Origin of the sequence: Eggerthella sp. BIOML-A1, from assembly GCF_009875595.1 — a bacterium.
Taxonomy (GTDB): Bacteria; Actinomycetota; Coriobacteriia; order Coriobacteriales; family Eggerthellaceae; genus Eggerthella; species Eggerthella lenta.
In genome coordinates this window covers 204133-227412 of sequence record NZ_WWRZ01000002.1, presented here as the reverse complement: position 1 = coordinate 227412, position 23280 = coordinate 204133, and the positions used below count along the sequence as shown (strand labels likewise).

Annotated in this window: 21 protein-coding genes; 7 read left to right on the top strand and 14 right to left on the bottom strand. The window is 64.0% G+C overall.

From position 1 onward, the window contains the following. Positions 1-198 precede the first annotated feature (198 nt). The gene (locus GT590_RS02765) at positions 199-1077 is read left to right on the top strand and encodes an NAD(P)H-hydrate dehydratase (protein ID WP_009306387.1); all 879 of its coding nucleotides are present in this window, start codon (positions 199-201) and stop codon (positions 1075-1077) included. Between the two features lie 78 nt (positions 1078-1155). On the opposite strand, the gene GT590_RS02760 is transcribed toward GT590_RS02765, so the two are convergent. The 9 genes from GT590_RS02760 to GT590_RS02720 form a co-directional block, all read right to left on the bottom strand. After that, entirely contained in the window at positions 1156-2814 is a 1659-nt protein-coding gene (locus GT590_RS02760) for a L,D-transpeptidase family protein (RefSeq protein WP_009306388.1), read from the bottom strand. A gap of 450 nt (positions 2815-3264) precedes the next feature. Continuing rightward, entirely contained in the window at positions 3265-3828 is a 564-nt protein-coding gene (acpS, locus tag GT590_RS02755; protein WP_114557931.1) for a holo-ACP synthase, read from the bottom strand. A 193-nt stretch (positions 3829-4021) separates the two neighbouring features. Further along, positions 4022-5851: a glutamine--fructose-6-phosphate transaminase (isomerizing) gene (glmS, locus tag GT590_RS02750; RefSeq protein WP_009306390.1), complete on the bottom strand. Its 1830-nt coding sequence runs from the start codon at positions 5849-5851 to the stop codon at positions 4022-4024. Positions 5852-5961: 110 nt separating this feature from the next. Then, complete coding sequence (locus GT590_RS02745) at positions 5962-6576, bottom strand: hypothetical protein (RefSeq protein WP_009306391.1); 615 nt, start codon at positions 6574-6576, stop codon at positions 5962-5964. 121 nt (positions 6577-6697) lie between these two features. Next, the gene (locus GT590_RS02740) at positions 6698-7030 is read right to left on the bottom strand and encodes a helix-turn-helix transcriptional regulator (RefSeq protein ID WP_009306392.1); all 333 of its coding nucleotides are present in this window, start codon (positions 7028-7030) and stop codon (positions 6698-6700) included. 10 nt (positions 7031-7040) lie between these two features. Continuing rightward, positions 7041-7586 (bottom strand): hypothetical protein, encoded by a 546-nt coding sequence (locus tag GT590_RS02735; RefSeq protein WP_227110564.1) that lies wholly within the window; start codon positions 7584-7586, stop codon positions 7041-7043. A gap of 358 nt (positions 7587-7944) precedes the next feature. Beyond that, positions 7945-8604: a TetR/AcrR family transcriptional regulator gene (locus GT590_RS02730; protein WP_114534509.1), complete on the bottom strand. Its 660-nt coding sequence runs from the start codon at positions 8602-8604 to the stop codon at positions 7945-7947. Positions 8605-8677: 73 nt separating this feature from the next. Then, positions 8678-11167 carry a YhgE/Pip domain-containing protein gene (locus GT590_RS02725; protein ID WP_161170885.1) on the bottom strand — a complete coding sequence of 830 codons (2490 nt, stop codon included), beginning with the start codon at positions 11165-11167 and terminating at the stop codon, positions 8678-8680. A 3-nt stretch (positions 11168-11170) separates the two neighbouring features. Further along, a complete protein-coding gene (locus GT590_RS02720) occupies positions 11171-11938 on the bottom strand; it encodes an ATP-binding cassette domain-containing protein (RefSeq protein ID WP_227791104.1) in 768 nt (255 codons plus the stop codon). 564 nt (positions 11939-12502) lie between these two features. Between GT590_RS02720 and GT590_RS02715 the strand changes: the two genes are divergently transcribed. The 3 genes from GT590_RS02715 to GT590_RS02705 all read left to right on the top strand — a co-directional run bounded on the left by GT590_RS02715 (position 12503) and on the right by GT590_RS02705 (position 14023). Next, positions 12503-12880 carry a VOC family protein gene (locus tag GT590_RS02715; protein WP_114516410.1) on the top strand — a complete coding sequence of 126 codons (378 nt, stop codon included), beginning with the start codon at positions 12503-12505 and terminating at the stop codon, positions 12878-12880. A 461-nt stretch (positions 12881-13341) separates the two neighbouring features. Further along, positions 13342-13518 carry a type II toxin-antitoxin system HicA family toxin gene (locus tag GT590_RS02710; RefSeq protein WP_009306398.1) on the top strand — a complete coding sequence of 59 codons (177 nt, stop codon included), beginning with the start codon at positions 13342-13344 and terminating at the stop codon, positions 13516-13518. Positions 13519-13543: 25 nt separating this feature from the next. Continuing rightward, positions 13544-14023, top strand: a complete 480-nt coding sequence (locus GT590_RS02705) for a helix-turn-helix domain-containing protein (protein WP_009306399.1) — start codon at positions 13544-13546, stop codon at positions 14021-14023. Positions 14024-14124: 101 nt separating this feature from the next. On the opposite strand, the gene GT590_RS02700 is transcribed toward GT590_RS02705, so the two are convergent. Beyond that, entirely contained in the window at positions 14125-16197 is a 2073-nt protein-coding gene (locus GT590_RS02700) for a translation factor GTPase family protein (protein ID WP_035576668.1), read from the bottom strand. 348 nt (positions 16198-16545) lie between these two features. On the opposite strand from GT590_RS02700, the gene GT590_RS02695 reads away from it, so the two are divergent. Continuing rightward, positions 16546-16878 carry a hypothetical protein gene (locus GT590_RS02695; RefSeq protein ID WP_009607826.1) on the top strand — a complete coding sequence of 111 codons (333 nt, stop codon included), beginning with the start codon at positions 16546-16548 and terminating at the stop codon, positions 16876-16878. Between the two features lie 67 nt (positions 16879-16945). On the opposite strand, the gene GT590_RS02690 is transcribed toward GT590_RS02695, so the two are convergent. From GT590_RS02690 to modD, 3 genes are all read right to left on the bottom strand, one after another. Continuing rightward, on the bottom strand, positions 16946-18577 hold the full coding sequence (locus GT590_RS02690; RefSeq protein ID WP_009607818.1) for a DUF4179 domain-containing protein: 1632 nt from the start codon (positions 18575-18577) through the stop codon (positions 16946-16948). Beyond that, positions 18574-19167 carry an RNA polymerase sigma factor gene (locus tag GT590_RS02685; protein WP_009607845.1) on the bottom strand — a complete coding sequence of 198 codons (594 nt, stop codon included), beginning with the start codon at positions 19165-19167 and terminating at the stop codon, positions 18574-18576. Before GT590_RS02685 ends, GT590_RS02690 begins: the two co-directional genes overlap by 4 nt. Positions 19168-19390: 223 nt before the next feature. Continuing rightward, the gene (gene modD / locus GT590_RS02680) at positions 19391-20233 is read right to left on the bottom strand and encodes a ModD protein (protein ID WP_009607922.1); all 843 of its coding nucleotides are present in this window, start codon (positions 20231-20233) and stop codon (positions 19391-19393) included. Between the two features lie 411 nt (positions 20234-20644). On the opposite strand from modD, the gene GT590_RS14285 reads away from it, so the two are divergent. Then, positions 20645-20806 (top strand): hypothetical protein, encoded by a 162-nt coding sequence (locus GT590_RS14285; RefSeq protein WP_175282506.1) that lies wholly within the window; start codon positions 20645-20647, stop codon positions 20804-20806. A 119-nt stretch (positions 20807-20925) separates the two neighbouring features. Here GT590_RS14285 and GT590_RS02675 read toward each other — a convergent pair whose 3' ends face one another. Continuing rightward, on the bottom strand, positions 20926-22227 hold the full coding sequence (locus GT590_RS02675) for an amidohydrolase family protein (protein ID WP_009607884.1): 1302 nt from the start codon (positions 22225-22227) through the stop codon (positions 20926-20928). A 139-nt stretch (positions 22228-22366) separates the two neighbouring features. Here GT590_RS02675 and GT590_RS02670 point away from each other — a divergent pair, with 139 nt between their 5' ends. Further along, complete coding sequence (locus tag GT590_RS02670; RefSeq protein ID WP_009306406.1) at positions 22367-23209, top strand: Mrp/NBP35 family ATP-binding protein; 843 nt, start codon at positions 22367-22369, stop codon at positions 23207-23209. Positions 23210-23280: the final 71 nt, after the last annotated feature.

Below are 23280 nucleotides of genomic sequence, written 5' to 3'. Positions count from 1 at the left end.
AAAACCGGTGCGGCGCCTTGGTTGTTTACCGCCATTCTAGCGCAGCGGCACGTCCGAACCCCCAGTTCGCGCAACCGTTTACGTACGGTTACGGGCGAATTCGACGCGTTGTCGCCGATTCGGCCCGCAGTCGCGCTCAGGCGCGATACGCGGTAGAATGCGAGCACGCGGTTCCTCGGAAGACAAGGCGGTGCGACCATGCAGAACGTTCGAGAATACAGCAACGACGAGCTGGTGGCCCTCGTGCCGCTGCCGGCCGACGACGCGAACAAGTACTCGCGCGGCACGCTGGCCGCCATCGTGGGCAGCGAGCGCTATCCGGGCGCGGCGTGCCTGGCGGCCTACGCCGGCCAGCGCATGGGCGCCGGCTACACCGAGGTGTTCACCAGCCCGTCGGCCGTCCCGCTCGTGCAAGGCTTTCGGCCCTCGCTCGTGGTGCGCCCGCACGCGGCTCTCAAGGCGAACCTTCCGGCAGCGAAGCCCGGCAAACCGCGCGCCTACCTCGTCGGCTGCGGCTTCGACGCAGAAGACGTCGAAGCCGAGAAGCTCGTTCACTTCGTGTTGAAGCACGCCGACGCGCCCGTGCTGGTGGATGGCACCGGCCTGGACGCGCTCGTCTCCGCAAAAGGGCGGCGCTTGCTGAGGCGGCGCTTCCTCAACGGGAACCCCACCGTGGTCACGCCGCACGCCGGAGAGGCGGCGCGCCTCGCACGCCCCTTCGACCTGCCTGTCGACGATCCCTGCGCGCTCGCCGAGACGCTGTCGCTCGCCTACGGCGCGATCGCCGTGGTGAAAGGGCCCGTCACGTACCTCTCCGACGGCGAGCAGACGGTGCGCATGGCGCACGGCACGCCGGCGTTGGCGAAGGCGGGCACGGGAGATGTGCTGGCCGGCATGACGGCCGCGCTGCTGGCGCAGGGGCTCGACCCCTTCGAGGCGTCCGTGCTGGGCGCCGAGCTGCACGCCCGCGCCGGGCTGGCCGCCGCGGCGCGCTGGTCGACCATCGCCGCGACGGCGGAAGACGTCGTCGCCTGCATCCCCGACGCCATCGCCGAGCTCGTGGGCGCATCGTCCTGAGCGAGCGAGGGTTCAAAACGTGTCGAACCACCCGTCCCTTTGACACGGTCAGGACGGCGAGACCCGCGGCGGCCGATCCTACCAGTGGCTGACCACGACGTCGCCCACTTTGATAAGGTCGTACAGCTCCACCGCCTTCTCCGGCGGCAGGTTCACGCAGCCGTGGCTGCCGTAGCCCGACTTGTACCGCGAGTCGCCGAACGCGGGCTGCCAATCGGCGTCATGAAACCCGATGTAGTTGTCTACGAACGGCATCCAGGCCTTCACTTCGGTCTGGTATTCCGGCTCGCCCGTCTCGGGCTTCATCTGGCCGATCAACTTCGACGGGCTCTCCTTGCCGTTGATTACGTAGACGCCCTCAGGAGTGTCGTGCTCTCCGTCCGGCGTGCCGGTGACCACGTCGGACTCCCACGCGAGCGAGCCTTCGTCGTCGTAGAAGCGCGCGTGCTGCTCCGTCAGATCGACGTCGACGTAGCGCTTGCCCCAGTCGCGTCCGTGCAGCCCGTCGTAAGCACCCGCCTCCTGTTCGCAAGGGATGGCCATGTCGCCGGTCTGCGCGGAATCCACGCCGTTCATCAACGCTTCTTGCAACTTGTCCTTGTCGATGATCCAACCGTATACGCCGCCCGACACGGTCACCTCCTTGCCGTCGGCGCGCGTGAACGTGCGACGCGCCTGGTAGGTGTTGCACGCCGAAGCCAGATCCTGCACCCAGGCTGCCACCAGCCCCTCATCGACGCCCACCGTCACGTCGTCGTGCAAGCGCACCCAACCGGCGATGGCATCGGCATTCACCTGCGCCACGGGCGTATCGCCCAACTTCAGCGAGAAATCGGCTTTCAACAGGGAGTTCGCCTCATCGGCCGCCTTCGCCAGACGCTTATCGTCGGACAGCAGCGTGGGCTGCTGCAACGCATCCTCGGACAGCGTCGCGCTCGACTCCATCGCAGCGACGGCCGCGTTCACCGTCTCGACCACCTTGTCGGCATCGAGCGCAGTGCCGGCGGTCTCGGCGCGCACGACGAACTGCGAACCGCCGTTATCGTAGTCGAGCCCTGCGTTGCGCGGCGCTTCGGCCTGCTCGTTGAACGTCTCGACGGCTTTCCGCACGGCTTCGTCCAGCTTGCCGTTCGAAGTGACCAGCTTGTCGGTTTCGTCGTGCACGGCGAATACCTCGACCGGCCAGGCCCACGGGCTGGCATCGGCGTGCATGGCATCCGTCACGCTGCTGCTGTTGACAGCCGTGCCCATGTCAGAAGAGGTGAGCGTCAGCGAGAATCCCTCGCCCGACACGCTCAGCTGGTAGCTTTTCGCCACGTCGGTCAACAGATCCTGAACCTCGGCGGTGGTTTTCAACGACACGTCCTTGCCCATGATCGTGGTGTTGGGCATGAAGCGGTCCATGAACACGAGCGCGCCCGCCAGGTAGACGATCGCGATCACGGCGACGAGCGCGCCGCCCGCAATGAGCCCGGTCTTCTTCGCGAACGGAGGCTTCCGGTTCGACGACCCTTGTCGGCCGCCGCCCGGCGACTCCGGGCGCCCGCCGTGAACCGGCCCCGGTCGGCCGCCCCGCGACGCGGGCACGAACGACGCGTAGCTTTCCGGCGCGCCGTCGGCGAAGGGAGGGTCGATCGAGTCGATGCGCCGCGTTCGCTGCGGTGCCGGGCGCGGCGCTGGCTGCGGCGCCGGTTGCTGCGCTTCATGCTTGCCGCGCGTTTCGTGTTCTGGCGTCAACGTGCGCCTCCTCGCTTGCCAATGGCTCGTTCGAACCAAACTAGAAGGTTCGCCGATGGAATTCAATCCTTTCACTCAACAAAATAAAGAATCGGTTCAGACGCTCGACGAAGGGAGCGGCGAGACGAGACCGAGAGCGACATGTGCGCTTTTTCACCTAGCGTCGGCCGCCGTGCGGCTGGACAAGCTTGTCCGTATGCTCTAGCAGCGAACGCGAGGCGGGATGGCAGAGATCGCGCGCTATGCACGATTCTAGAAGCTTGTTGTCAGAGACAAAAAGGGAAAGCCCAGGTCGAAGTACATGGCGCTGGCGAAAAATCGTGCATAGCATTGAATCTCTTCCATGCAGGGGAAGGACGAGGCACCTCGACGAGGAGGGCTCGCCCGTGCGACCCGCGAATGCAGGCGCGCCGTGCGAACTCTCGAAACGGCGCGCCTCGCGCGGGACGATCAGTTTGCTGGATCCTCGGAGGCCTTCTTCGGCGCGTCCATCTCGTCCAGCAGGCTACGAGCTTCCTTGAACTGCTTCGCCAGCTCCTCCATAGGGTTCACGCGCTCCTCTTGGGCGCGGACCGACTCCTCCGTGATGGCGAGCGCGCAGGCCACGGCGTCGGTGTGCGTGTACGAAAGCGACAGCGGCAGCTCGCGCACGCCCTGCTCGTCGGCTACCTCCTTAGCGCGCCCATGCAGCACCACGAAGGGGCGACCCTTCGCGTTGCGGCGCACTTCCACGTCGTGGTTGGCGATGCCGCGCGAGAACCCGGTGCCCAGCGCCTTCAGCACGGCCTCCTTCGCGGCGAAGCGCGTAGCGTAATGCACCTCGGGGTTCGCCGTGGACTCGCAGTAGGAGCGTTCCTCCTCGGAGAACACCTTCTCGCGAAAGCTGGGCGTGCGCTCCAAGATGCGGCGCATGCGGGCAATCTCCACGATGTCCACGCCAAGCCCCACCGCGCCCTCGACGCCCTCGAACGCCGCCGAAGCCGCCTCGGTCACGCTCTTCTCGTTCTCACTCACAACAATCCCCAATCACATGTTCCAAAAACCGGTTTAAAGACTCAGCATCCAACCTGGCGATTCGCCGATGGGAGAAACAGCAACCGGAAGCCGAGAGGGCCGGGCGGCGTCCACCAAGCGAGTTCCGCAGCGCAGCGAGGACTGTCTGAGCGACTGGACGTCGCCCGGCCCTCTCGGCGGCCTTGCAGGTTCGTTATTCCACCGTCACCGATTTCGCCAGGTTGCGGGGCTGGTCCACGTCGCAGCCGCGCTCGACGGCGATGGCGCGCGCGAACAGCTGCAGCGGCACGCTGGCCGTAATGGCGCTGAACGCGTCGCGCACCTTCGGGATGTAGATGACATGGTCGGCATGGTGTCGAATGTCTTCATCCCCCTCGGTGGCGATGGCCACCACCATGGCGCCGCGCGCCTTCGCCTCCTGCAGGTTCGACACCAGCTTGTCGTACACGGGGCTCTTCGTGGCCACCGCGATGACCGGGAAGCCCTCGTCGATGAGCGCGATGGGGCCGTGCTTCATCTCGCCGGCCGGATAAGCCTCGGCGTGCAGGTAGCTGATCTCCTTGAGCTTGAGCGCGCCCTCGTAGCTGATGGCGGCGCCCATGCCGCGGCCCACGAACAGCGCGCTCGACGCGTCCTTGCACGCGCGCGCCGCCTCATCGATGGACGAGGAATCGGCCAGGATGCGCTCCACCTGCTCGGCCGTGTCGGCCAGCTCGTGGAACAGCAGGCGCACCTGGTTCGTCTTGAGCTTGCCCTTCACCTGGGCAAGCAGCATGGCGAGCAGCGTGAGCGACACCACCTGGCCCAGGAACGACTTGGTGGAGGCCACCGCGATCTCCTTGTTGGCCTTCGTGTAGATGACGCCGTCGCTCTCGCGCGCCACGGGCGAGCCCACCACGTTCGTGATGCCGAACACCTTCGCGCCCTTCACGCGCGCGTCGCGGATGGCGGCCAGCGTGTCGGCCGTCTCGCCCGACTGAGACACGGCCACCACCAGGGTGGACGGCGTGATGATGGGGTTGCGGTAGCGGAATTCGCTGGCCACCTCCACTTCCGTGGGGATGCGCGCCCAACCCTCGATGAGGTTCTTCGCGATGAGGCCCGCATGATACGACGTGCCGCAGGCGATGACGTACACGCGGTCGATAAGGTTGAGCTCCTCCAGCGTGAGGTCCAGCTCGTCGATGGACAGCGCGCCGTTCACCAGGCGCCCCGCCAGCGTGTCGCGGATCACGCGCGGCTGCTCGTGGATCTCCTTCAACATGAAGTCGGGGTAGCCGCCCTTCTCGGCCACGTCGAGATCCCAGTCGACGTGCGTCACCTCGGGCTCGTACGCCTCGCCGCGCACGTTGTAGAACGTGACGGCATTCGGCGTGAGCTTCGCCATATCGCCGTCGGCGAGCACCACCACGTCGCGCGTGTCGTCGATCATGGCGATGATATCGGAGGCCACGTGCGCGCCGTCCTCGGCCAGCCCCACCACGAGCGGCGAGTCCTTGCGCGCGGCCACGAGGGTGCCGGGCTCCTGGTCGCTGATAGCCGCAATGGCATAGGCGCCGATCAGGCGGTCGGCAGCCTCGCGCACGGCCTGCAAGAGGTCGTTGCTTTCGCGCAGGTTCTCCTCCACGAGGTGCGCGATGACCTCGGTGTCGGTCTGGCTCGTGAACGTATGGCCGCGGCCTTCCAGCTCTTCGCGCAGCTCGGCGAAGTTCTCGATGATGCCGTTATGCACGACGGCTACGCTGCCGTCGCAGGAGGTATGCGGATGCGCGTTCGCCTCGCTGGGGCGGCCATGCGTGGCCCAGCGCGTGTGGCCGATGCCGCAGGTGCCGGTCAGCTCGAGGGGCTCGACGAGCTGCGCGAGGCCGCTCACCTTCCCCTTGCAGTGCACGACTTCCAGCTTGCCGTCCTGCTCGACGGCGATGCCGGCAGAGTCATAGCCGCGGTATTCGAGTCGCGACAGACCTTCGATCAGGATGTCCTTGACGGGGCGCGTTCCGGTGTATCCGACGATTCCGCACATGATTAGCTCCTTTGTGCTCGGGTTCGCCGATAGTGTAGCGCACCGATTCCGCATGCGCGAACGCATGTCGGCCGAAGTCGCGCATCCGCTCAATAAACGCATCTTTCTCGTCAACGACGGAATCGGCGGCGCATGTTCGACAAGCCGGCCTCCGCGTCCTTCGACCCCTTGGCCAGTTTCGCAAGGACGAGCAGGAGATTGAGCGGATACATCAGAACGAGGACCTTCCAAACAAGCCCGGTCCCAACCGTGCAGACCAGCCCGAACGTCGTCGACGATACGATCAAAGCCGAAAGCGCCGCCATAGCCTCCGAACCCGGCGACGCGGCCGATTTCGATCGGAAGCGAGCCGTCGCATACCAGAACAGGCACGCGAGCATGCCGGCGCCCACGAACGTGCGCCCAGCCGTCGACACCGTTTCCATGCGAGACGAATCCGTCAGACACGCCGCGCACAGCAGCCCGAACGCCCCAGCGACGATCGTTGCCGTCTCCATGCGCCCGCTGGCCGCCATCCGCTCGCGATCGACAGGCAGAGCCGCCAGGAAGTAAGCGTTCAGCAGTGCGCAAACGAAAGGGTAAGCCGCCAGGAACGCCAAGATCCATGTAGCGAAGAACAGGTCGAAAGACCACTCGGCAAGCCAGCTTCCCTGGATGGCGCACAGGGGCACGGCGGCCAAGAAGCTCGCCGCCACCGAGAAGGACACGACCCCTTCGTCGACCATGCGAAAAAACAGTGAGAGACGAGCCGTGATTCCTCCTTCATTCAAGAATGACAGCCTGGAATGGTATCAGTATTTTTATCGTTTGATGATAAGAAGCCGGCACTTCCGGCGAACGGAACCCTTACTCTCCCCCGAGATCCAAATCAATCTCGTACACGCGCTCGGGGGCGGTCCGCCTCAAGCCTGCCTTGACGCGGGCCTCCCCCGTTTTACGACGCTCTTCGACGAGACGATCGAACTCCTCATCGGTGACGATCTTCAGGATATCGCCCGGCTGGCAATCCAGCTCGAGACAGATTTCCATGAGGGTGTCCATCCTGATGCCGCGCATCTTCGCCTGGCGTATCCTGGACACGTTCACGGTCGTGTGCCCGGTGGCGCGCACGAGGTCCTTGCTGCTTTTGCCCTTCTCGAGCAGCACCGCTTCCAATTCGACTATCAGGTGCTTCGCCATATTCAAGCCCCTACAGGTAATCATCCGAATCGGCCTGCAGCAAAGCCCCGTACTTCCAAACGGAAGAGAGCGAGAAGCAAACGACAGCCCCAACGACGGATTTGACGTCGATCGGCACTATGGGATAGTCGGTGAGCTGGTCGGAAGCGAGTCCGACATGAACCCCTCCGGCATCCACAACCGAGACAAAACCGGGCGAAGCTAGAATGCCGAGCACAAACCCTGCTATGAACAGCCATGCGACGACCCTAATCTGGCTTGCATGAGCGATAGTGAATGGCGAACAACCACAAGCAACGTCTTTCGCTATGCTCCGCATGACCAAGAGCATTGCTCCGTATATAACAAAATCTAGAAGAGTCGATATCAACTGCATAATCAGAGCAAGATTAGGCAGCTCTCCGGTTCCAGCAAAGTCCATCGCTTCGAGAAGAAGGAAAAGCGCAACTGACATGCATACTAGGACAAACATAATCGAGAATAAAACACTAAGTCTCGAGCCAAGAACTTCCAGCTTGGCTAAGGTTTCCCCAATCTTCTGCATAGATTTAGTCACGCAACTACACCATCCTTCAAGAGCTTGACAGGGCGAGGATGACCTTCCCGAAGAACTGAGAGACACTGATGCCTTGCTTTTTTATCTTGCAGAGCCTGCGATCAACGTCGGCATCTTTTGAGGTTGAGCACTGAATCCTATGTTAAAACAGACGACGCTGCCAAAACCAAGCAGAACACACGAGCCGTACGTAGACCCTTCGCTGTAGAACAACATGTTCATTTCTCCTTTCAAATGTTGACTATCCTGATCCGTATTCACATTCTACGACAAGAACCGGTTTAAACCATAGGGGTAACCAAAAAATTCGGCATCGCGAACGATGCCGAATTCCGAACCGCTTATGCTCTCGCCACGCCTACCCCAACACCCCCGGGGAGGCGTTGGCGTGTCGGACGAAATCGACGATACGCGCGATGAAACCGTCTTTGCCTCCGATCGCCTGTGCCCCTGCGCGCTGGTGAGACGGCGCGCCCAGCAGCGGGCTCTCGTCGCCGATGTAGTACAGAGTGGTGGTCAGCACCATGCCGATCAGCGCCACGGCCTCGAACGCTGGATCGATCTCGGACCGGATGAAGCCCTCCCTCTGACCGCGCGCCAGCTGACCCTCCAACACGTCCAACAAGCGCCCCTCGTAGTCGCGCATGGACCTTGACCACACGCGACCCTCGCGCCACAGCTCGGACACGAAGAAGCGCCCGAACGCCTTGTTCTCGAAAATGCTCGTGGCGAACAGCTCCACCATGCCGGTAAGCGCCTCGGGCGCGGTGGGAGCCTCCGCAGCGATGCGCTCGAAGCCCTCGATGAGCCCGCCGATCCCCTCTTCCAGGATGCTCTCGGCCATGACGGCCTTGCTTTTGAAGTGATAATACGCCACGCCCTTCGATACGCCGGCCGCATCGACTATCTCGTCGACCGTGGCCGCCGAGTACCCCTTCTCGCCGATCACCGCCAACGCCGCTTCAAGCAGCTGCTTGCGCGTCGCGCACGCTTTCTCGGTTCGCTTCGTTCCCATCATCGCATCACCCCCGCGGCCCGGCGTCCGTCGCCGGGCCGTTCGTCTGTCATTCCCCAGTGTAGCAGGTCGGAAACTAGCCGAGCTGCAGCACCGGATGCAAGTCCTCCATACGCACCGTGCGCTTGCGATACGCTACAAGACACGTCAGCGCGAAGCACGCGGCACCGATTGCGAACAGCACGAAGCAGTCGAAGCCCACGATGCCGTAATCCAATCCCGTCATGATCTGGCGCATGCCCTGCACCACGTACGTCATGGGCATGTACGGGTTGATAACCTGGAAGAAGTCGGGCGTCGTCTGGATGGGGAACGTGCCCGCGCAAGCCGTCAGCTGCAGCATAAGCAGGATGATGGCGACGAACTTACCGGGGAACCCGAACGCCGCCATGAGCATCTGCATGATGGCCGCGAACACGAGAGCCGTGAGGTAGCCCATAGCGTAGAACGCGGGAACGTTGTCGATTTGCAGCTGCAGGCCGAATTGAAGCACCACCATGAGCAGCGTGGCCTGGATGAGCGAGAAGAACGCCACCGGCAGGTAGTTCGAGAACGCCACCGTGACCGGATTCGCGCCCGACATGATGAGGCGGCTGTTGAGCGGCTTGAACACGAACCCTGCCACAAGACCGCCTACCCACAGACCCAACGCCATGAAGTACGGGGCGAATCCGGTTCCGTAGTTCTTCACGGTGGTGTAGTACTCGTTCGCAAGCTCGACGGGATCGCTCATCACCTCGGACTTGCCGTCGATGTTCGTCGTCTGCTCGGCGGCGGTCTTCGCGCCGTCTGCGAGGGCGGTGGACAACTCGCCGGAGCCGTCCACTGCGTCGGTCAGACCCGAAGCGAACGTACCGCTGCCCTCCTCCAACTGCACGGCGCCGGAAGCGATCTGCGCAGAACCGTCCTTGGCGCTTTGCGTGCCGGAAACCAGCTGACCCGCACCGTTCTTGGCTGCTTGGACGCCATCGACAAGCTGCGCCGCTCCGTCGTCGAGCTGGTTCGCACCCGACACCGCCGAGGACGCGCCGTCGTTCACCTGCGAGGCGCCGGACGCCACCTTCGAGGAGCCGGCTACAAGCGAGGACATGTTGGCGTTCACCTCGTTGGCGCCGGCGTCGAGCTGCAGCACGGCGGCGCGCAGCGCAGGAGCGTTGTTGACCAGCGGCGATATGGATCCCAAAAGGGCGTCCGCTCCCGCCCGCACCTGCGCTACGCCCGATTTTACGCCCGCAACGCCCGCTTTGAGCTGGCCGGCACCTTCGTCGACGCCCGCGTCGATCTGCGCAAGGCCGCCGTCCAGCTGCGCAGCGGAGTTTTTGAGCCCCGCATTGATAGCCTGAGCCTGGGCGAGGTAGGTCGCGGCGTTGGCTGGATCGGCCGCCGCGGCATCGAGCAGTTGGGCTTGCGCGTTCAATGCACCGTACAAAGTCGCCTGCGGGTCGACATCGGTCGAAGAACCGATTTTGCTGGAAATGGCAGCAGTACCGCCCTTGACGCGCGCGTCGAGCTGATCGAGCCCGGCGGAAACGTTATTCAACCCACCGTTGACCGTCGCTTGAGAGGCATCGTCGCTCGCGCCGAAACCTGCGTCCAAGCCGGCGACGCCCTGATTGAACTCGTCCACTTGCGCCTCGTCGGGCAGTCCGATGGTCGCTTTTGCCAGCTCGCTTGCGCCGGCGGCGACCTTGCTGGTGCCGTCGGACTGCAGCCTACCGGCGCCGTCTGCGACGCCGCTCGCGCCGGAGGCGACCTGGCCGGCACCGTCCTTCAGCTGGTTCGCACCCGCTACGAGGGATTGCGTTCCGTCTTTCAGCGCGAACGTGCCGCCGGACAAGGTGCCCAAGCCGCCGTCGAGCGACGATGCGCCGGAGACGAGGCTGCCCAGGCCGGCGTCCAGCGTCAGCGCGCCGTCCTTGAGCGTGCCGAGATTCGACGTGATGGCAACGCTTCCGTCATGTGCGGTGATCAGGCCGTTCTTCAAATCGCCCGCACCGTCGGCGGCCTTCTGGATGTCCTTGCCCGAATCGGCCACGCGCCCGAGCACGGTCGTCCAGTACTCGGCGGCCACCGTGTCGCTCACCCGCGTGCGCACTTCCTTCCACACCGTCTCGCCGATCTGGGACGCCAACATGTTCTCGCTCTGGTTGTAGTCGATCTTCAACTGGGCCTTCTCGGGTGCGGAGCCGTCGACCGAGGCGATGCTCTCAGAGAAGTCGACCGGAATCGTACACGTCATGAAGTACTCGCCGTCCTCGAGGCCTTTCCGCGCCTCGTCGGCCGACACGAAGTGCCAGCCCAGGCCGTCGTCGGTATCCTTGAGCTGCTGCACCACATCGTCGCCGAGGTTGCGCTGCTCGGCGGCGATCACCGCGCCCCTGTCCTCGTTCACCACGGCCACGGGCACCGTGTTCAGGCGCGCGTACGGATCCTGGAACGCCGCCAGATACAGCGCGCCGTACAGAAGCGGCATGATGGCTATGGCGGCGATGACCACCCACATGATCTTCGATGCCGTGATGTTCTTCCATTCGAGGCCGGCGAACCTGAGTCCCTTGAACGCCATGAGCTACTCACCATCCTTCGACAGATACACCGTCGCGTCGGCCATGGCGGCCAGATCGCGCTCCACCACGCCCACGACGACGGCGACGTTGCGCGTGCGCGCCGCGTCCAGCAGCAGATCGACGAGAGCCTCCGACTGCGACATGGTCAGCTGGCTCTCCACGTCGTCCACCACCACGGCATCGGGTTCGCCCACAAACGCAAGCGCGATACCCAGCTGTGCGAGCTTCTGCGATGTGAGATCCTTCACGCGCACGTTCGCCACGTCGCCCAGCTGCCACTGACGCAGGTAGTCCGTAACCGCCTCGCGGCGCGGCTTACGACCGTACAGCTCGAACTCGGCTCCCAACGCATATGCCGCCGTCAAGCTGTCCTGGAGGTCGTTCAACCCGCTGAACAACCCCAGGCCCACGTGCCGCTCCGCCTTCGAGCGCTGGCGCGGCAGCTCGAATTCGCCCACGTTCAACGTTCCCTCCGTCTGCTTCATGCGGCCCGCCAGCGTGAGCAGAAGCGCCGTCTTTCCGCTGCCGTTGCGCCCGCGCACGGCAACCAGCTCCCCTTTGTGCACGTCAACGTCCACTTCGCGGTACGCGTATCCTGCGTACGTCTTCAACCCCAACCCGCGTGCGCTGATGTACGGTGCGCCGGCGAATGTGGCGCCCTCGCGCACGAACGTGCCCGATTCCGGACGCATCTGAAGCGCGTCTGCCCCCTTCGACGGCGGCTTCGCTCCATTCACCCACGGCTCGATGGTAGCCGGCTTCTCCTGCATGCCCATCACGTCCTTCGCGTCGTTCGTCAGCCTTCATTTTTTGACTGACTAGTCAGTTTTTTAAACGGAGTATAGCACCGTCGCGGACAGGTGCAAGGTCTCGCACCGCAAATGCGCAAATGTCCAGGGCTCGCGCAAGGTCGACCTTCCGCAGCGCGCCATGACGCCGAAAACGTCCCCGCATGGAGCGAACAAGGCGGTTTGGCAATCATATCGAAACGGCAGGATACAGAGAGAAGCTGCCCCATCTGGTAAAACGTCAAGCAAACTGTTCCCACGCCCGCAGACGGGCGCGATGGGATGCTTCCGAAATTACCAAACCGAGCCGTTTTTACCTACAGCTCTCGATTTCGCCGTCCCCCTCCCGACAGGTGCGTTCGCAGCGCTCCCGCAATCGATCCTCGCTAACGCTTCGCGTAAAGTATTCTGGCATCGCCAAGCCTTCTCCTCGTTCTCCTTTAGTGGTTCCGTCGCAAAGCCGTCACGATGCCGTTATCTCGGGTATACTTCCAGCGAACGAACCGCGCGCGGATGCGCGCAATTTCGCGCAGAAACGGAGCTGCCATGAAAGCGAAGATGATCCATCGCTGCATCCACGTCCTCGACCTGGGCGCGTCGCTCGCGTTCTACGAACGCGCGCTGGGCCTGGCCGTTCAGAGGCGCATGGGGCCCGACGACGGATCGTGGGAAAACGTGTTCCTCGGCAACGAAAAGACCGATTTCCAGGTGGAGCTCACGTGGAACCGCGGCCGCACCGAGCCTTACGACAACGGCGGACGCGACACGCACCTGGCCTTCGAGGTGGACGACATGGACGCCGCGCGCGCCTTGCACGAGGAGATGGGCTGCGTGTGCTTCGTGAACGAGCGCATGGGCATCTACTTCATCGAGGATCCCGACGGCTGCTGGCTGGAAATCCTCCCGGCAGATCGCGCGGAGTAGCCTCCCGAACCCTTCTCGCATCATCGAGGCATCCAGCCTCCCCATTCCCCACAATCCTCATGACAACGGGCGGCATCCGCGCAAGGCGGGTGCCGCCCGCACGTTTGAAACGCGTTGGAATCTTCGGCAACGCACGGGTAAACCGCGTTGGAAACGGTTGCACGAAACGTGGAAACCGCGCTGGAAACGCGTGGCAGTTGCGCTGGATTCGAAGGTGCTCCGCGCTGGACGCACGCCATCAAAACGTAAGACCAGGTCGTTATCATGGAAGCACGGTAAATTGCAGCGGCGCCGCCATCGGCGAGACAGGGAACGGCCATGGCTCGGCGCCGCTGCAAACCGTACGAAACGCGGCGGGCGGAAAGCATCCAACTCGGCCGCCCGTCGCATGAAACCCTTACGCACCGCACGAGCTTGCTAAAATATAAATAGTATTGACAATAAAAGGGATCGGGGATAGGATGGTCAAGCGAAGAGAGGTCGTCAGATTTTTCCAGCACAACGGCTTCAAGAACGAAGGCGGCACGAATCACGACAAGTTCAGGCATCCCGACGGCAGAAGAACCGTTATCGAGCGACATAGCGAGATTTCAAACCAGCAATTTGAAGTCATGAAAAAACAGGCCGGACTCAAATAGCCCACCCCCTCCGAAGGAGACGAACATGAAGCACGTGTACGAGTTTGAAGTGTTCCTCGATGAGGGCCGCTACACCGTCTGGCCCTTCGATTTCGAGTGCGGCGGCACGTCGGGCGCCACGTTTCGCGAAGCGTGCGAGATGGCGGTCGATTGGCTGAAAACCGTCGTTGAGGATTACGCGATGCACGACGAGGCAACTCCCGAACCCACCTTCGACAACGAGCCGCGCTACGGCGGACGGATCATCACCGTCGCCATCGACGCCGGGCTGGAAACCATCCCCCGCATGACGGCTGCCGAAGCCGCGCGCGCCTTGGGCGTGTCCCCCTCGCGCGTCAGCCACATGATCCGCGACGGCCTCCTCGAGTCGTTCAAGTACGGGCACAACACCTGGGTGACGGGCTACAGCGTGGAGGCCCGCCTGCGCGAGCGCCCTCGCGCAGGCCGTCCGAAGCGCAAGCCCGCCGCCAGCGCGGAAGACCGGCCGCAGGCGCTCGAAGCCTAGCCGGCCCGCCCCTCGCACCCCACCCCCGAAACCGAGGAGGGAGCCGCACCGCGGCTCCCTCCTCCACTCTCAAACCCTCGACGGATCATGTCGCAAGCGCGCTAGTTCCCCGCAGCGCGCGCAGCCTGGTAGGCTTCCACCAGCTTCTTCGTCACGTCGGCCGGTGCCGGCTCGTAGCCTTCCAGCTCGATGGAGTACGACCCCGAGCCGCGCGTGATGGCCCGCAGATCCTTCGTGTACGTGACCACCTCGGCGTAGGGTACGCGCACCATGATGACCGTCTCGCCCGCGTCGTTCGAGTCGGTGCCCACGATGCGGCCGCGGCGCGTGGAGATGTCGCCCATCACCGCGCCGGCGTACTCCTCGCCCACCGTCACGTCGAGGTTCGCCATGGGCTCCAGCAAAATGGGGTCGGCCTTCTCGCACGCGGCACGGAAGCCGATGCGCGCGGCTGTCTTGAACGCCATCTCGTTGGAGTCGACGGAGTGGTACGAGCCGTCGTACACCGCACACTTGATGTCTTCCATAGGATATCCGGCCAAGAAACCCTCGCGCATGGCATCCTGCACGCCCTTGTCGATGGCCGGCAGGTAGCCGCGGGGAATCTTGCCGCCCACTATCTCGTCGACGAACTCGTAGCCCGCTCCCGGATTCGGCTCGATGCGCAGCCAGCAATCGCCGAACTGCCCCGCGCCGCCCGTCTGCTTCTTGTGACGACCCTGCGCCTCGGCCGTCTTGCGGATGGTCTCGCGATACGGAATGCGCACAGGGATGAGCTTCGCCTCCACGCCCGTCTGCTCCTTGAGTCGGGCGATCAGCGTCTCGATCTGCGCCTCGCCCATGGCCGTGATCACCGTCTGGTGCGTCTCTTCGCTACGGTTGATGATCAGCGTGGGGTCGTTCTCGGCCGCGCGAGCCAGAAACGTTCCCAGCTTGTCCTCGTCCTTCTTGTTCGCCGCCTCGATGGCCACCGGGTACTGAGGGACGGGCAGCGGCAAGGGGTCGATGGCCACGTCGCCCGACTTCGACATCGTGTCGCCGGCACGCGTGTCGGTGAGCTTCGGCACCACGATGATGTCGCCGGCCTTCGCGCTCTTCACGTCGGTGGCCTCCTTGCCCATCATCACGTAGAGGTGGCCCAGCCGGTCCTTCTTGCCTGTGCGCGCGTTGATCAGCTCCATGCCCGGTTCCAGCACGCCCGAGATGACCTTGAGGAAGCTCAAGCGGCCTACGAACGGGTCGGACACCGTCTTGAAGACGAACGCGGCGGGCTCGCCCGTCTCGTCGACGAACGTCTCCTCGCCGTTGGCCAGACGGAAGCGCCCGTGATGGCGAGGATGCGGGAAGTAGGTGGCGATGTCCTCCATGACGCCCTGGATGCCCTGCTCGATGATCGTGGAGCCCACGAACACGGGAATGAACAGCTCCTGCGCGATGGCCTTGTCCAACAGCTGCTCGAGCTCGTCTTGGGTGAGCTGCTCCTCGCCGTCCAGGTACTTCATCATGAGATCGTCGTCGGCCTCGGCCACGAGGTCGCACAGCTTGTCGCGCGCGGCTTGGGCGGCATCGGCGTACTCGGGCGGAATCTCCTCGATGCGCTCCTTCTCGCTGCCGGCATCGAAATAGCGCGCCTTCATGCGAATGATGTCGATGACGCCCTCGAAGTCCTTGTCGACGCCGATAGGAATGGTCACCGGCCCCAGACGCGAACCGAAGCGCGCATGCAGCAGCGCCATGGCCGTGTCGAAGTCGGCGTTCTCGCGGTCGATATGGTTGATGAACACGGCGCGCGACAGACGCATGTCCTCCGCCTCGCGCCACAGCTTGGTGGTCATGACCTGCGGGCCTGCCACGGCGTCCACCACGAACAACGCCATCTCGGCCGCTTGCATGGTGGCCAGCGTGTCGCCGATGAAGTCGGGGTGGCCGGACGTATCAAGCAGGTTGATCTTGTAGTCCTTGTACGGAATGGGGGCAATGGAGGTGCCGATGGTGAATTTGCGCCGGATCTCCTCATCGTCGTAGTCGAGGTAGGATTTCCCGTCGTGCGTCGTGCCCATGCGGGGCGTACGGCCGGAGACGTGCAGCATCGCTTCGGCGAGCGATGTCTTGCCGGCGCCGTCTTGGCCCACCAGCACAATGTTTCGCACGTGTTCGGTAGCAGGAGCTGCCATGTTGACCACCAACTTTCCTGTTGCGTGGCCCACGCCGTTGTCGTTTCTGCCAAGGCGCGAACCACAGTCGAGCCTAACCTACGAACTTCAAACGCGATCTTGAAACCTTGACCCATAGTGTATCGCAAAACAGCCGCTTTCGGCGTCCACAACGACGGAATTAGGCGGACTCGGATCACGCTCCCGATGCCCCTCGCATCCATCTTTGAAGAAGCCGCGAGCAACACGTTACCGAACGGTGACGAACTCGTAGCCGCGGGCGCGCCGCACGACATGCGGTTCGCGCAGCCCGTATAATCGAAGCAGACACGCGGCACGAAACCGCACCCCACCGTAAGCGAGGAGACCATGAGCGACCCAAGCCCCATCATCGACGTCAACCCCGTCGCAAGCGCCAGCGACGCCGCGAAAAGCGCAAGCCCGTCGGGCAGCGACACGTTCCGCGCGCCATCGTACGGGAAGGACGCCGCGCAGGCCGCCGTTAACGCCACTATCATCGACGAAGGGCGCGTCTCGAAGAAGAAGCCCAACCGCATCGGCGGCGCCGTGCAGACGGCCATCGGCGGCGCCATCATGTTGGTGGGCGTGCCCATGCTCATCCTGCCCGGTCCCGGCTTGCTGGCCATCGGCGGCGGCGCCGTCATAGCGGGCAACGGCATTAAGAAGGTGCTGGGGAAGTAAACCGGCCGCAGCAGAAACGAAGCGGGCCCATCATCGCGATGGGCCCGCTTCTTCATTTCGGAGCAGCTTAGAACGAGAGCGTCTGCGCCGCGTCTGGCTCTTCCCGATACTCACCGAACGCAGAGCGGTAACTGTAGTTCGTGAGCCCGCGCAGCTCATCGTCGTCTGCGGCGTAGTACGACACCATCTGGACGAACTCGCCGGTCATATAGTCGTGCTTGCGATACATGATGCCCGAATGGTAGCCGGTTCCCGTCTCGCCCGTCTCGGGATCCGTCCATGCGCTTTCCAAAAGCGTCACATCGTCTTCGGAAATGAGCTCCATGTACGGTCCCATAGCCTGCCATCCGTAGGGCTTGAGCGATATGCTCACCGTTCCATCGGTCACGTCCCAGCCGGTCAGCTCGTAGCCGCCGAACTCGCTCGTCTCCAATGTGGTGCCGATTCGAGAGACGTCCACATGTTGTACGTTTTCCTCATTCCTCGCTTTACGCTCCTCGACCGTCATCGAGTCCCAGTCGAGCGCGTTCAACATCGGCGTGAACGTGACGCTATGCGCTTCGGGCGAGAGATTGGAGAACTCGATAATCTGCGAACCCTCCGGATTGACGCCCGAACCATCGCCAGCTTCGACCGGAGTCAAAACGTTGCCCTGGTCATCGGTTACCTTAAGCAAATGAGGACTCAGCACGTTCTCGGGCGGGCCGTAGGAAGAACCGTATTCGCCTTGCTCTCCCGTCCACTCGTTGTCGTTGCGCACGACCATCACGGTGCCCAGCTCGGATGCCGTGAAACGCTGGATGCCCATCGTCTTGTCGCCGTCGCTCGTGTTGAACACGAGGTCGTGCGCGCCCAGCTCGCACGGACTGGCCACCGTGCTCAGGTCGAGGCCGACATCGAACGTGAAGGGCTCGTCTCCTTCTTCGAACTGCTTCCACATCGCATAGCCTTCCAGCGCGATGTCCACCTGGTCGGGAAGCGTCGCTTCCGGCACGATGCGCTCCATGATCTTCACCTTGCCGTCTTCTTGGTACGCATCGAGCACGTAGACGGAATCTTTGCCGATCGCCTCGCCGTTGCTCGAAAGACTGTACGAGAATCGCGGAGCAAGCCGCTGCAAGCGCGCCCATTCGTTTTCCTGGGAGCCCTCGTAGTTCGACTGCTCGGTCAGGTCGAAGCCGCCCTCCTTCTCCAACGTGAAGAACAGGTTGACGATGTTGCGATCGCACGACACCGAATCGAGCGTCACCTGCACGCCGTCGACTTCAACGGTATCGCCCACCTCGGCGTTCAGGCTGGAAACCCCGGACTGCAAGCTGTTGTAAATGGGCAGGTTGTTACCGCCCCCGAAAAATCCGACATCGCCCGGCTGCATCTGCACCAGGCGCGATGCGGCGAAGGCGACACCGCTCAACAGCACGACGAGCACGGCCGCAACCGCCACCATCGCACCACGGCGCGCCACGCGGGCGCCCTTGCGCTTGCCGTGCGCAGGCTCGGCAGACCGCCGCTTGACCGGCTGCCGACGCTGCGGAGCGCCCGCGCCCGACGGCGTGGGACGATCCTGAGGAATGGAGCCCAGCGACGCGTACACGCCGTCGAGCTTGACCTGCACCTGCGGGGGAATCGGGCCCGCGTCCAAATCCCGGATCACCGCCCGGCGCAGCTCGTCTTCGTTGTCGAACCTCTCATGGCTCATCGCGCCACCTCAACTTCCTCGTTCGAGCCTTGCGAATAGGCAACCTTGAACCGGTCCCGCGCCCGCGACAGACGGGTGCGCACGGCACCTTCCGACACGTTCATGATCTGGGAGATCTGTCGCACAGGGAAATCGTTCACGTAGAACAGCACCAGCACCAGCCGATCATCGGCCGACAGCGAGGCGATGGCGTCGCGCACGTCGAGCGCCTCGTCGCGGTCGGGATCGCGCCGCACGCCCGCGCCCGCCAGCATCTGGTCCACCGACGGCTCCCACCATACGCCCGAGCCGTCCACGTCCGCGGCGAACAGCCCCATGGCGCACGGCGTCTCGCGGTTGCGCTGACGGCGCATGTCGTAGCAGACGCGCAGCAGGATGCGCATGAACCACGTGTTCACTGCGCTGCGGCCGCCGAAACGCGGCATGGCGCGCCACGCTTTGACCGCCGTCTCCTGCAGCGCGTCGGACGCATCGTCCACATTGCCGAGCACCGCCATCGCAGCGCGCCACAACGGCTGCTTGCCATACTCGAACAACGCAGCGAACGCCTCGCCGTCGCCGTTTCGCGCTCGCTGTATCAGATCGTCCACGCGGGTGCCCCTTTCAAGGTCGGTTACCTATTAGACGCGCCCCGACGCGAAAAGGTTACACCCGGTTCAAGAAAATTCGCCCGATGCCCACGACCATGCGAAGAAGACCGGCAGCGGCGGATGCGTTGTCGCCCCAAAGCCTCGGAATATTGCCCGAAACCGCGGCTTTGGGGCGACAACGCATCCGCCGAGCCCAAAGACCGCACATCCACGGCGCAAGCCGCTACAGCGGGCGCATGCGCACGCTCATGTCGAGCGGCTTGGCGGAGAAGGGAGCCGTGGTGGCCAGGCCGTCCACGCCGGTTGCCGCGTACGCGCCCGCGTTCTGCGGGTTCACGCCGCCGGCCGCGATGAGCGTGACGTGCGGGTCGATGGCGCGCAGCTCGCGCACAAGCGGCTCCAGCTCGTCAACGGGGACCTTGTCCACCTGGATGCCGTCAACGCCAGCGCGCGCCAGCACGCGGGCACGCTCGGCATCAGCCTCCACAAACAGCTTCTTCTCAACGCAGCGGCCCTTGATATCCGGCAGCTGCTCCACGAACGCCTCGAAGCCGCCGAAGAACGTGAGGTGATGGTCGAACACCAGCACCGTCTCGGACAGCCCCAGCCGGTGCGGGAACGCCCCTCCCGCCATGACGGCCTCGGTCAGCAGGTCCTTCGCGCCCGGCATGCTCTTGCGCGTGGTCAGCACCTCGCAGCGCGGGTTCGCCGCGTGGGCCGCGTCCACCATCGCGCGGGTTTTCGTGGCCACGGCCGACATATGGTCGAACACGTTGAGGCACACCTTCCACGCCGCATGCAGGTCGCCCGCGGTGCCGCGCACGCGGAAGAACGCCTCGCCCGCAGTCGCGCGCTCGCCGTCGCGACGCGCCTCCACCACGTCGCAGCCCAGCTTCCCCATGATACGCGCGACCACGTTCGCGCCGGCCAGCACGCAGTCTTCGCGCGTGAAGTACTCCATCTCGCCCGGCTCGTCGCCGATGCCCAGCACCGCGCACGTCAGATCGACGTACGGCACGTCCTCCGCGATGAACCCGTCGATGCGCGTATCGGAAATCCTCAGCATGCCGCCCCTTCCCTCTTCACGATTGTATTCATCCCAGAATAGACCAACGCGCCCACCGTGCCTAGCCGTACTTTGCGCACAACACCGCGCGAAAATGCTTTCACCCGAAACAAAACGAACCGATGTTTCACGTGAAACATGCGCACCGAAGCGCCGAGAACGTGCGAACCATGTCGGAAACGGCGGCAAGGCGTGTGGAAACGACGTTGGAAACAGGGGCAAACGGCATGGAACCCACGTGGGAAATGCGTGAGATTCGCAGCAGATCGAGAAAGATCTGCGCTAGATGCACGCCATCTGCACGTAAGACGAGCTCGCTATAATAGGAGGCACGAACTCGCCAGGCGGGGAGGATAGCACCCTCTTTACATCCATTTCCGAATTCTAGATAAACGGAAGGGGGTGTCCTCTATGGATGGCATATTGCTGGATCTTATCGGGGTGATCTTGCAGGTTCTCGGCCTCATCGCTGCCTTCGGCAGCCTGACGGTCGGGGTAGCCTCGCTCACACTTCAAGCGCGGCTGAAAGATACGCCCCGGTCGTCCCAAAAGGACGAACCGGGACCAAAATAAACATCCGAACCGCCGAAGCGAGTCCGAGAGCCGTGGGGAGTACCCGCTCCCTGCGGCTCGCCTGCCAGTATACGCAAAGGCCCTCCGTCAAGCAAGCCGCCCACCCGGCAGCACTCGCCCTACAGCTCGCCGATGATGCGCTTCGTGCGGGCCTCGACCTCGGCCTTCGCTCGCTCGATGTCCAGCGTGGGCCACTCGCCCTCGCGATACACCACGACCCCGTCGCACATCGTCAGGCACACGTCGGCGCCATGCCCCGCGTACACGACGTTCACCAGCGGGTTCGTCATCGGCGCCCACGACGGCCCCGACGTGTCCAGCACGCACAAGTCGGCCTTCGCCCCCACGGCCACGTACCCGCAGTCGTCGCGCCCCTGCGAAAGCGCGCCCACGCGCGTAGCGGCCGTAAGCGCCTGCTTCGGCGTGACCACGGCCGGATCGTTCGTCGACCCCTTCGCCGTCAGCGCCAGCAGGTACATATCCTGCATCATGTCGTGGTTGTTGTTCGACGCCATGCCGTCGGTGCCCAGGCACACGTTCACGCCGCGCGCGAGCATCTTCGCCACAGGGGCGAAACCGCTGCCCAGCTTCATGTTCGACGCCGGGTTCGCCGCCACGAACACCCCGCGCTCCGCCAGCACGTCGATGTCGCCGTCGTCCACCCACACGCAGTGCGCCGCCGTCACGGGCACGTCGAGCACGCCCAGGCTCTCGAAGTAGCGCACCGGCGTCAAACCGTCGTGGCGCTGCTTGCACTCCTCGTGCTCGAGGCGCGTCTCGGAGACGTGCACCTGCAACCGAAGCCCGTGCTCCTTCGCGTACGCCGCCAAATCGGCCACGGCGCGCGGGTTCGACGTGTACTCGGCATGGATGTTGCAGTCCACCACGATGCGGCCATCGCCTGCGCCCTGGACATCGCGGATGAGACGGTCGAGGTTCCCCTTCACCGGCAGGTCGTCCAACCCTTCGCCGTTGAAGGCAAGAAGCGAGTCGGACAGGTTCATCTTGATGCCGGCGTCGAGCGCGGCGCGGGCGCCCTCCTCCATGTGATAGTACATGTCCGAGAAGCTCACGCAGCCGTACCGCGCCATCTCGGCGCAGGACAGAAGCGTGCCCCAGTAGCAGTCTTCGGGCGTGATCTTCGCCTCGAACGGAAACACCATGTCGTTCAGCCACGCCTGCAAAGGCAGGTTCTCGGCGTAGCCGCGCAACAGCGTCATGGGCGCGTGCGCGTGGGCGTTGTAGAACGCAGGACACAAGAGCTTGCCACGTCCGTCGTACACCTCTCCGTACCTCGCCGCTTCCTCGCCCGCCGGAGCCGCATCCCCCACGTAGGCGACGCGCCCGTCGCGCACGCCCACCCAGCAATGGGAGCGGAAATCAAGGTTCTCATCCAACAGGTCGATATCAGCGAACAGCATGCGCGCTCCTCCGTCTCCGCGCGCGCCCGGCGCGCAGGTCGATTCCTTCCACCTAAGTATAAAGCTTATGCTATCATCCAGGTGAGACGAGTGGCGCTCCCGCCGCACGGGGGCGCTGAAAACCCAGAAAGAAGGAATCATGGCAGAAGAATGCACGCACGAGTGCAGCAGCTGCGGCGAGTCCGGATGCAGCGACCGCACCGCCCAGGGCCCCAGCACCATCGAGACGAACTCCCGCTCCAACATCAAACACGTCATCGGCGTCGTGTCCGGCAAGGGCGGCGTGGGCAAGTCGCTGGTCACCAGCCTGCTTGCCAGCGAAATGCAGAAGCGCGGGAAGAACGTGGGCATCCTGGACGCCGACGTCACCGGACCGTCCATCCCGAAGACCTTCGGCATCACGAACCCGCTGACCGCCGACGCCGACGGCATCCTGCCCGGCCAGACGCAAAGCGGCATCAAGGTGATGTCCACCAACCTCATGCTGCCGAAAGACGACATCCCGGTGGCCTGGCGCGGCCCGGTCGTCTCGAACGCCATCCGTCAGTTCTACAGCGAGACGAACTGGGGCGAGATCGACTACCTGTTCGTCGACATGCCTCCGGGAACCTCCGACGTGCTGCTCACCGTGTTCCAGTCGCTGCCGGTTGACGGCATTGTCACGGTATCCGCTCCGCAGGAGCTGGTGGCCATGATCGTGGGCAAGGCCGTGAACCTCGCGCACGACATGAACGTCGAGCTGCTGGGCCTCGTGGAGAACATGGCCTACTTCGAGTGCCCCGACTGCGGCAAGCGCCATCACATCTTCGGCGATCCGCAAGGTGCGGCCGTGGCCGAGCGCTACGACATCCCCGCCTACGCCACGCTGCCCATCGACCCCAGCTTCGCGCGCCTGTGCGACGCCGGAAAGGTGGAGGACTACGACGTAGCCGGCGCGCTTGACCCCATCATCGCGCAAATCGAGGCCGCGAAGCAGGACTAGCGCCGCATCGGGTGCAGCCGTCAAGCAAACCGCCCGCAGTTGAAAGCCTCTCCGGAACCCCGGAGAGGCTT